The following is a 10,000-nucleotide window of genomic DNA, read 5'->3' on the forward strand; positions in this document are numbered from 1 at the left end:
TCAGCCCCGCTTCGCTTTCTTGTCCGAGGAGTGACCCGTAAAGGTACGAGTCGGCGAGAATTCGCCGAACTTGTGCCCGACCATGTTCTCCGACACCTGAACGGGCAGGAACTTGCGCCCGTTATAGACGCCGAACGTCAGACCGACGAACTGCGGCAGGATTGTCGAGCGACGCGACCAGATCTTGATCACTTCGTTACGGCCCGACGCGCGCGACGCATCGGCCTTGTTCAGTAGATACCCGTCCACGAACGGGCCCTTCCAGACGGAACGTGCCATCTTCTTTGCCCCTTACTTGCCGGTCTTCCGGCGACGGATAATCAGACTGTCCGTACGCTTGTTGACCCTGGTCTTGTAACCCTTCGTCGGCTTGCCCCACGGCGTGACCGGATGACGGCCGCCCGAGGTGCGGCCTTCACCACCACCATGCGGATGGTCGACCGGGTTCATCACGACGCCACGATTGTGCGGACGACGACCCAGCCAGCGGTTGCGGCCCGCCTTGCCGAGATGCTGGTTCATGTTGTCCGGATTGGACACCGCACCGACGGTTGCCATGCATTCGCCGCGAACGACGCGCAGCTCACCGGACTGCAGCTTGATCTGGGCATAGCCGGCATCCTTGCCGACCAGCTGGGCATAGGTGCCCGCCGACCGCGCCATCTTGCCGCCGGCGCCCTGCTTCAGTTCGATGTTGTGCACGATCGTGCCGACCGGAATGGCCGACAGCGGCATCGCGTTGCCCGGCTTGATGTCGACGCGCGCGCCGGACACCACCTGGTCGCCCACCTTCAGGCGTTGCGGCGCCAGGATGTACGCCAGCTCGCCGTCCTCGTACTTCACCAGCGCGATGAAGGCGGTGCGGTTCGGGTCATATTCCAGACGCTCGACCGTGCCGGCCACATCGAACTTCCGCCGCTTGAAATCGACGAAACGATAGGACTGCTTGTGGCCGCCACCGATGAAGCGCGACGTCGTGCGCCCATGGTTGTTGCGTCCGCCGGACTTGTTCTTGCCTTCGGTCAGGCCCTTGACGGGCTTACCCTTCCAGAGCTCCTTGCGGTCGATCAGGACCGTCCCGCGCAGGCTGGGGGTGACCGGGTTAAAGTGCTTGAGTGCCATGTCTTGCTACCCCGCGTCAGACCAGCTTCGCGGTCAGGTCGATGGACTGACCCTCGGCAAGCTGCACAAACGCCTTTTTCACATCCGAACGCTGGCCGGGACGGCCCTTGAAGCGCTTCGTCTTGCCCTTCTGGACAAGGGTGTTCACGCCCAGGACCTTCACGCCGAACAGCGTCTCCACCGCGACCTTGATCTCCGGCTTCGTGGCGTCGATCGCGACCTTGAAGGCCACCTGATTCTTCTCGGAAAGCGCGGTCGCCTTCTCGGTAATCAGCGGCGCGCGGACGATGTCGTACATCGCCTCGCGCGACATGCGCTCCGCCTTCTTGCGGATTGCGAGCACGTTGGTCATGCCAGGCGCTCCTTCAGGCCTTCGACGCCGGCGCGGGTGATCGCCAGCACATCGTGGTTGAGGATGTCGTAGACGTTCGCGCCGATGGTCGGCAGCGCGTCGATCTTCGGCAGGTTGCGGGCGGCGCGGCCGAAATTCTCCTCGACCGTGGCATCCACGATCAGGGCCGACTTCCAACCCAGGGCCTTCACCTTCGCGGCCAGCTCGGACGTCTTGCCCGACACGGTCGCGGCTTCCAGCACCACCAGCTTGCCTTCCGCGGCCTTCTGCGACAGCGCGGAAATCAGGCCCAGGCGACGCACCTTCTTCGGCAGGTCATAGCCATGGTCGCGGACGACCGGGCCATGAACGGCGCCACCGGTGCGGTACTGCGGCGCACGCAGCGAACCCTGGCGGGCGCTGCCGGTGCCTTTCTGGCGGTACGGCTTCTTGGTCGTGCCGGAGACTTCGCCCATCCCCTTGACCTTGTGCGTGCCGGCGCGGCGCTTGGCCAGCTGCCAGTGCACCACGCGCGCCATGATATCGGCCCGCGGCGTCGCCCCGAAAATCTCGTCCGGAAGGACGGCCGTGCCGGCGCTTCCGTTGTCGAGGGTTTTGATCTCGTAATCCATTGCCCTCTATCCTCAGCCCGCAGCCGCAACCAGGGCCGCCGGATACGGCGCCTCGGCATGACGGGCCTTCTTGATCGCATCACGAACCAGAACCAGCTCGTTCTTTCCGCCGGGCACCGAGCCACGGACCATGAGCAGATTCTTCTCGGCATCCACCGCCGCCACCTCAAGGTTGAGGGTGGTCACGCGCTCGGACCCGAGATGGCCGGCCATTTTCTTGTTCTTGAAGGTCTTGCCCGGGTCCTGGCGGTTACCGGTCGAACCATGCGAACGATGGCTGACGGACACGCCGTGGGTAGCCTCGAGACCCGCGAAGTTCCAGCGCTTCATGGCGCCGGCGAAGCCCTTGCCCTTGCTGGTGGAGGTCACGTCGACCTTCTGCCCCACCACGAAATGGGCTGCCGACAGCGTGGCGCCCGATTCCAGCACGGCATCTTCCGCAACGCGGAACTCGGCCAGCTTCTTCTTGGGTTCAACCTTCACACGGGCAAAATGGCCGCGGTTCGGCTTGGAGACGTTCTTCACCTTGGCATCGCCGAAACCCAGCTGCACGGCGGTATAGCCGTCGCGGTCCTGGGTACGGACGTCCACCACCTGCAAATTATCCACATGCAGGACGGTGACGGGCACATGGGTGCCGTCTTCCTTAAACAGCCGGGTCATGCCCAGCTTCTTTGCGATCAATCCGGTGCGCATCGTCTGGACCTTAAAGTTTGATCTCGACATCCACGCCAGCGGCGAGGTCGAGCTTCATGAGGGCGTCCACGGTCTGCGGGGTCGGCTCGACAATGTCGAGCAGCCGGCGATGAGTCCGAATCTCGAACTGCTCGCGGCTTTTCTTGTCCACGTGGGGAGAGCGGTTCACGGTGAACCGTTCGATATGCGTCGGCAGCGGGATAGGACCCCGAACCCGCGCACCCGTACGCTTCGCCGTGTTGACGATCTCTTTGGTGCTGTTATCGAGCACCCGATGATCGTACGCCTTCAGGCGAATGCGGATGTTCTGGTTGTCCATCGTCTGTTCAGTCCAACTTTACTGGTTCGGGGGAACCCGAGCCGCCAAAGGAGACCCCGGCCGGATCGCTCCGGCCGGGGTCGCCAGTTCTGGTGAAGACCCGATCAGGCCGTGATCGTGGCCACCACGCCGGCGCCGACCGTGCGGCCACCCTCGCGGATAGCGAAACGCAGGCCCTCGTCCATGGCGATCGGAGCGATCAGCTCGACATCCATGGCGATGTTGTCGCCCGGCATCACCATTTCCGTGCCCTCGGGGAGGTGCACGACGCCCGTCACGTCCGTGGTACGGAAGTAGAACTGCGGACGATAGTTGGTGAAGAACGGCGTGTGACGGCCACCCTCTTCCTTCGTCAGGATGTAGGCCTCGGCCTTGAACTTGGTGTGCGGGGTGATGGAGCCCGGCTTGGCCAGGACCTGGCCACGCTCGACGTCCTCACGCTTCGTGCCACGCACCAGCGCGCCGATGTTGTCGCCGGCCTCGCCGCGATCCAGCAGCTTGCGGAACATTTCGACGCCCGTCACCGTCGTCTTCTGCGTCGCACGCAGACCGACGATTTCGATTTCGTCACCGACGTTCACGACGCCGCGCTCGACACGGCCGGTCACCACGGTGCCGCGGCCCGAGATCGAGAACACGTCTTCGATCGGCATCAGGAACGGACGGTCGATCGGACGCTCCGGCTGCGGAATGTAGGCGTCAACCGCATCCATCAGGTCGCGCACGCGGTTCTCGCCGATCTCCGGATCGCCGTCTTCCAGCGTCACCAGGGCCGAACCCTTGATGATGGGGATATCGTCGCCGGGGAACTGATAGGCGGACAGAAGCTCGCGCACTTCCATCTCGACCAGTTCCAGCAGTTCCGGATCGTCGACCTGGTCAACCTTGTTCAGGAACACGACCAGCGCCGGAACGCCGACCTGGCGGGCCAGCAGGATGTGCTCGCGGGTCTGCGGCATCGGGCCGTCAGCGGCCGACACCACCAGGATCGCGCCGTCCATCTGGGCGGCGCCGGTGATCATGTTCTTCACGTAGTCGGCGTGACCGGGGCAGTCGACGTGCGCGTAGTGGCGATTCGCCGTCTCGTACTCGACATGCGCGGTCGAGATCGTGATGCCGCGCGCGCGCTCTTCCGGCGCGGCGTCGATCTGGTCGTACGCCTTGAAGGTGGCGCCGCCGGTCTTCGCCAGCGTCTTGGTGATCGCAGCGGTCAGCGACGTCTTGCCATGGTCGACATGGCCGATCGTGCCGATGTTGCAGTGCGGCTTCGTCCGCTCGAATTTAGCCTTTGCCATCGTCTGTCTCCGTTACCTCGGCGTTCGGGCCGGGAGTCGGGTTGAAATGTTCCTAACCGGAAGCGTGCCGGTCTTTAAACCGGACCAGCAGCCCTTACCAGCGGTAATGGCTGAACGCCTTGTTCGCCTCGGCCATGCGATGCGTGTCTTCGCGCTTCTTCACGGCGGCGCCGCGATTGTTGACCGCGTCGAGCAGCTCGTTGGACAGGCGCTCCTGCATCGTGTTCTCGCCGCGCTTGCGCGAGGCGTCGATCAGCCAGCGGATGGCCAGCGCCTGACGGCGCTCGGCACGCACCTCGACGGGCACCTGGTAGGTCGCGCCGCCGACGCGCCGCGAGCGAACCTCGACAGCCGGCTTCACATTGTCCAGGGCGCCGTGGAACATCACCACAGGGTCGGCGGACGCACCGCCGCGACGACGCATCACCTCAAGGGCACCATAGACGATGCCTTCGGCGGTGGACTTCTTGCCGTCGTACATCAGCGCATTCATGAAGCGCGTGATGACGACGTCACCAAATTTGGGATCGGGAAGAATCTCGCGCTTCACGGCGCGATGACGGCGACTCATGCCTGGTTATTCCTTTTACTTCGGACGCTTCGCGCCATAGAGCGAGCGACGCTGACGACGCTTGGCGATACCCTGGGTATCCAGAACGCCACGCAGGATGTGATAGCGCACGCCCGGAAGATCCTTGACGCGGCCGCCGCGGATCAGGACCACACTGTGCTCCTGCAGGTTGTGGCCTTCACCCGGGATGTAGCTGACGACCTCATAGCCGTTCGTCAGACGCACCTTGGCAACCTTACGCAGGGCCGAGTTCGGCTTCTTCGGTGTGGTTGTGTAGACGCGCGTGCAGACGCCGCGCTTCTGCGGGCAACCCTGCAGCGCAGGCACCTTGTTGCGCTTGGCTGCGGGCTCGCGGCCTTTGGCGATCAGCTGGTTGATGGTCGGCATACGCCTTTCCCGATCCTTACAAATTTCGGCCGGCCAACCGCGTATCGGGCTGCCGACTGTCGTTCACAACAAAATCCCATCGAATGAGCATCATTCGCCTGGGCATCATATTAACATCCGGCCTTGGCGACCCCTGAGGGCCACGGCGCCGCATGCCTGCATGCTGCATTCGACGGCCAACGACGTCCTGCGAGACGGGGCTAGCCGAGGGCGCGGAACCTACGAGGCGCACGGCCCGGAGTCAAGTAGTACCTCGGGATTCGCGGCCAGATTCCGCCGAAGCTCCCCCGTTCGACCGCCATATCCGGCATGCGGCGGCAGCAGATCCGCGGGCGCCGACGCCCTATCCCACATCTATCCGATTCGGGCGAGTCCGGACTCGGATAAAAAAAGGGCCGGGTGTCGCCACCCGGCCCTTTTTCCCGATTCCGGACGGCTTAGTCCGCCTTCGTCACCGCAGGGCGCGCCTGCGCCATGCGCTGGCGGTCCTGGCCGGCCGCAATGGCCCGCAGCTTGTTCATCACGCTGCCCGTGCCGGCCGGGATCAGGCGACCCACGATCACGTTCTCCTTCAGGCCGTTCAGCGTGTCCTTCTTGCCCGCCGTTGCCGCTTCGGTCAGCACGCGGGTGGTCTCCTGGAACGACGCGGCCGAGATGAACGACTGCGTCTGCAGGGACGCCTTGGTGATGCCCTGCAGGACCGGCATCGCGCCGGCCGGACGCTCGCCCGCGTTCAGGCGCTTGGTGTTCTCGGTCTCGAACTCGATCCGATCCACCGTCTCGCCGATCAGGTAGGTCGTGTCGCCGGGCTCCAGGATCTCGACCTTCTGGAGCATCTGGCGGACGATCACCTCGATATGCTTGTCGTTGATCTTCACGCCCTGCAGTCGATAGACGTCCTGGATCTCGTTCACCAGATAGTCCGACAGGGCCTCGACCCCCAGGACCTTCAGGATGTCATGCGGCACGCGCGGACCATCGACCAGCGGATCGCCCACGCGGACGAAATCGCCTTCCTGGACCGACACATGCTTGCCCTTGGGGATCAGGTAGTCGGTCTCCTCGCCGGTCTCGTCGTTCTTCACGATGACGCGGCGCTTGGCCTTGTAGTCCTTGCCGAATTCCACGCGACCGTCGGTCTCCGAGATGATCGCGTGATCCTTCGGACGACGGGCCTCGAACAGTTCCGCGACACGCGGCAGACCGCCGGTGATGTCGCGGGTCTTCGAGCCTTCGCGCGGGATGCGGGCCAGCACGTCGCCCGCGCTGACCTGCGCGCCGTTCTCGACCGACAGCAGCGAGTCGGGCGACAGGAAGTAGCGGGCGTCATTGCCGTTCGACAGCTTGATGACGTGGCCGTTCGCATCCTTCAGCTGCAGGCGCGGACGCAGGTCCACCCCCTTGGCCGCCTGCTTGTAGTCGACGACCACCTTCGAGGTCAGGCCGGTGACCTCGTCCATCCGCTCCACCAGGGTGATGGAGTCGATCAGGTCGAGATATTCCACCGTTCCCGACTGCTCGGTGATGATCGGCAGGGTGTACGGATCCCACTCGGCCATCTTCTGGGCACGGGTGACCGAGGCCCCCTCGTCCACCAGCAGACGGGCGCCGTACGGCACGCGATAGCGTCCGCGTTCGGTCCCCTTCTCGTCCGTCAGCACGATCTCGCAGTTACGCGACATCACGATGGGCACGTTCTGGCTGTTATGGACGACGTTGCGGTTGTTGATCGTCACCTTGCCGTCACGCGACGCCTCGACCATCGACTGCTCGGCGCCACGCTGCGCCGCACCGCCGATATGGAAGGTACGCATGGTCAGCTGGGTGCCCGGCTCGCCGATCGACTGGGCCGCGATCACGCCGACGGCCTCGCCGATATTGACCGGGGTGCCGCGCGCCAGGTCGCGGCCGTAGCACAGGCCGCAGACGCCGACCCGGCTTTCGCAGGTCAGCACCGAACGGATCAGCACGCTTTCGACGCCCGCCTTCTCGATCTTCTCGGCCTGCGCCTCCTCGATCAGCGAATCGCGCTTCAGCAGCACCGCGCCCGTCGCCGGGTCGATGATGTCCGCGGCGACCGTGCGGCCGAGAATCCGCTCGGACAGGGACGACACGATCTCGCCGCCATCCATCACCGCGCGCACCGTCAGACCGCGTTCGCTCCCGCAATCCTCCTCGACGATGATGCAGTCCTGCGCGACGTCGACCAGGCGACGGGTCAGGTAGCCCGAGTTCGCGGTCTTCAGCGCGGTATCGGCCAGACCCTTGCGCGCGCCGTGGGTCGAGGTGAAGTAGTCGAGGACCGACAGGCCTTCCTTGAAGTTGGCGATGATCGGCTGCTCGATGATCTCGCCCGACGGCTTAGCCATCAGGCCGCGCATGCCGGCCAGCTGCTTCATCTGGGCCGGCGACCCACGGGCGCCGGAGTGGCTCATCATCCACACCGAGTTCGTGACCTTGCCGACCTCCTGGCGCGAGATCTCCTTCATCATCGCGGCCTGCACCTCGTCGGTGCAGCGCGACCAGGCGTCGACCACCTTGTTGTAGCGCTCGCCGGCGGTAATCAGCCCGTCCTGGTACTGCTGCTCGAACTCCTTGACCTCGGTCGCGGTGCGATCGACCAGCTCCTTCTTCTCGACCGGGATAATCATGTCATCCTTGCCGAACGAGATGCCGGCCTTCGCCGCGTGGCGGAAGCCCAGGCCCATCAGGCGGTCGCAGAAGATGACGCATTCCTTCTGGCCGCAATGGCGGTAGACGGCGTCGATGACGTCCGAGACGTTCTTCTTCGTCAGCTGCTTGTTGACCAGCGTGAACGGGATCGCCGGATGGCGCGGCAGGATCTGCGCGATCAGCATGCGGCCCGGCGTCGTGACGACCGTCTGGCGCACCGGCTTGCCCTCGGCATCGACCGTGTCGAAGCGCGCGACGATCTTGTCGTGCAGCTTGATCGCGCCGGCCGACAGGGCGTACTCGACCTCGCCGATGGTGGCGAACGACGACGCGCCCGTCACCGTGACGCGGCCTTCGGCGTCATATTCGTTCCGGTCCGGGGTCACCAGGAATTCCGGCGTCTCCAGGCTCAGATAGTACAGGCCCAGCACGATATCCTGGGACGGCACGATGATCGGCTTGCCGTTCGCGGGGCTGAGGATGTTGTTCGTCGACATCATCAGCACGCGCGCTTCCAGCTGCGCCTCGAGGCTCAGCGGAACGTGCACGGCCATCTGGTCGCCGTCGAAATCCGCGTTGAAGGCGGTGCAGACCAGCGGATGGAGCTGGATCGCCTTGCCTTCGATCAGCACCGGCTCGAACGCCTGGATGCCCAGGCGATGCAGGGTCGGCGCGCGGTTCAGCATCACCGGATGCTCGCGGATCACCTCTTCCAGGATGTCCCAGACCTCGGGACGTTCCTTTTCCACCATCCGCTTCGCGGCCTTGATGGTGGTGGCGTGGCCGTATTTTTCCAGCTTCGAATAGATGAACGGCTTGAACAGCTCCAGCGCCATCTTCTTCGGCAAGCCGCACTGGTGCAGCTTCAGCTCTGGGCCGACCACGATGACCGAACGGCCGGAATAATCGACGCGCTTGCCCAGCAGGTTCTGGCGGAACCGCCCCTGCTTGCCCTTCAGCATGTCGGACAGCGACTTCAGCGGACGCTTGTTGGCGCCCGTGATCGCCCGGCCGCGACGGCCGTTGTCGAACAGCGCATCGACCGATTCCTGAAGCATGCGCTTCTCGTTCCGGACGATGATGTCCGGCGCACGCAGCTCGATCAGCCGCTTGAGGCGGTTGTTGCGGTTGATGACGCGGCGGTACAGGTCGTTCAGGTCGGACGTCGCGAAACGGCCGCCATCCAGCGGAACCAGCGGACGCAGTTCCGGCGGAATCACCGGAATCAGGTCCATGATCATCCACTCGGGGCGCGAATCGCTGTCGGCGAACGCCTCGATCAGCTTCAGGCGCTTGACCAGCTTCTTGCGCTTGGCCTCGGACGTGGTGTCCTTCAGCTCCTGGCGCAGACGCTCCTTGTCGGCCTTGCAGTCGATGCGTTCGAGAACCTTCTTGATCGCCTCGGCGCCGATCCCGACCTCGATCCCCTCCTCGCCATGCTCGTCCATGACGTCGAGGTACTGGTCCTCGGTCAACAGGCTGTACTGCTTCAGCGGCGACGTGCCGGGTTCGAGAACGACGTAGCTCTCGAAATACAGGATCTTTTCCAGATCCTTCAGCGTCATGTCGACCATCAGGCCGATGCGGCTGGGCAGCGACTTCAGGAACCAGATATGCGCGACCGGGCTGGCCAGTTCGATATGGCCCATGCGCTCGCGCCGGACCTTGGCCAGCGTCACCTCGACACCGCATTTCTCGCAGACGATGCCGCGGAACTTCATGCGCTTGTACTTGCCGCACAGGCACTCGTAATCCTTGATCGGACCAAAGATCCGCGCACAGAACAGGCCATCGCGTTCCGGCTTGAACGTGCGGTAGTTGATGGTCTCGGGCTTCTTGATCTCGCCATAGGACCAGGACCGGATCTGCTCGGACGAGGCGAGCTGGATCTTGATCTGGTCGAAGGTCATGGCCTGGCCGGTCTGGCCAAGGATCTTCATGAGTTCGTTCATGCGCCGTAAACCCCCTGGGGGA

General features: G+C 64.2%; 10 protein-coding genes. All 10 read right to left on the bottom strand.

The window, feature by feature from the left end; all coding sequences use genetic code 11:
* The gene (rpsS, locus tag HLH21_RS05405) at positions 1-279 is read right to left on the bottom strand and encodes a 30S ribosomal protein S19 (protein WP_182942097.1); all 279 of its coding nucleotides are present in this window, start codon (positions 277-279) and stop codon (positions 1-3) included.
* 12 nt (positions 280-291) lie between these two features.
* Positions 292-1,122, bottom strand: coding sequence for a 50S ribosomal protein L2 (rplB, locus tag HLH21_RS05410; protein WP_182942099.1), 831 nt, complete (start codon positions 1,120-1,122; stop codon positions 292-294).
* A gap of 16 nt (positions 1,123-1,138) precedes the next feature.
* Positions 1,139-1,435 (bottom strand): 50S ribosomal protein L23, encoded by a 297-nt coding sequence (locus tag HLH21_RS05415; RefSeq protein WP_012227954.1) that lies wholly within the window; start codon positions 1,433-1,435, stop codon positions 1,139-1,141.
* A gap of 35 nt (positions 1,436-1,470) precedes the next feature.
* Positions 1,471-2,085 (bottom strand): 50S ribosomal protein L4, encoded by a 615-nt coding sequence (rplD, locus tag HLH21_RS05420; RefSeq protein WP_182942101.1) that lies wholly within the window; start codon positions 2,083-2,085, stop codon positions 1,471-1,473.
* Positions 2,086-2,097: 12 nt separating this feature from the next.
* Positions 2,098-2,781, bottom strand: coding sequence for a 50S ribosomal protein L3 (gene rplC / locus HLH21_RS05425; protein ID WP_182942103.1), 684 nt, complete (start codon positions 2,779-2,781; stop codon positions 2,098-2,100).
* A gap of 10 nt (positions 2,782-2,791) precedes the next feature.
* Positions 2,792-3,100, bottom strand: coding sequence for a 30S ribosomal protein S10 (gene rpsJ, locus HLH21_RS05430; protein WP_007282720.1), 309 nt, complete (start codon positions 3,098-3,100; stop codon positions 2,792-2,794).
* Between the two features lie 104 nt (positions 3,101-3,204).
* A complete protein-coding gene (gene tuf / locus HLH21_RS05435; RefSeq protein ID WP_182942105.1) occupies positions 3,205-4,395 on the bottom strand; it encodes an elongation factor Tu in 1,191 nt (396 codons plus the stop codon).
* A gap of 94 nt (positions 4,396-4,489) precedes the next feature.
* A complete protein-coding gene (rpsG, locus tag HLH21_RS05440; protein ID WP_182942107.1) occupies positions 4,490-4,966 on the bottom strand; it encodes a 30S ribosomal protein S7 in 477 nt (158 codons plus the stop codon).
* Positions 4,967-4,981: 15 nt separating this feature from the next.
* Positions 4,982-5,353 (bottom strand): 30S ribosomal protein S12, encoded by a 372-nt coding sequence (gene rpsL, locus HLH21_RS05445; protein WP_003621118.1) that lies wholly within the window; start codon positions 5,351-5,353, stop codon positions 4,982-4,984.
* Between the two features lie 437 nt (positions 5,354-5,790).
* On the bottom strand, positions 5,791-9,978 hold the full coding sequence (gene rpoC, locus HLH21_RS05450; RefSeq protein WP_182942109.1) for a DNA-directed RNA polymerase subunit beta': 4,188 nt from the start codon (positions 9,976-9,978) through the stop codon (positions 5,791-5,793).
* Positions 9,979-10,000 lie beyond the last annotated feature (22 nt).

This window comes from Gluconacetobacter johannae (assembly GCF_014174305.1).
Taxonomy (GTDB): domain Bacteria; phylum Pseudomonadota; class Alphaproteobacteria; order Acetobacterales; family Acetobacteraceae; genus Gluconacetobacter; species Gluconacetobacter johannae.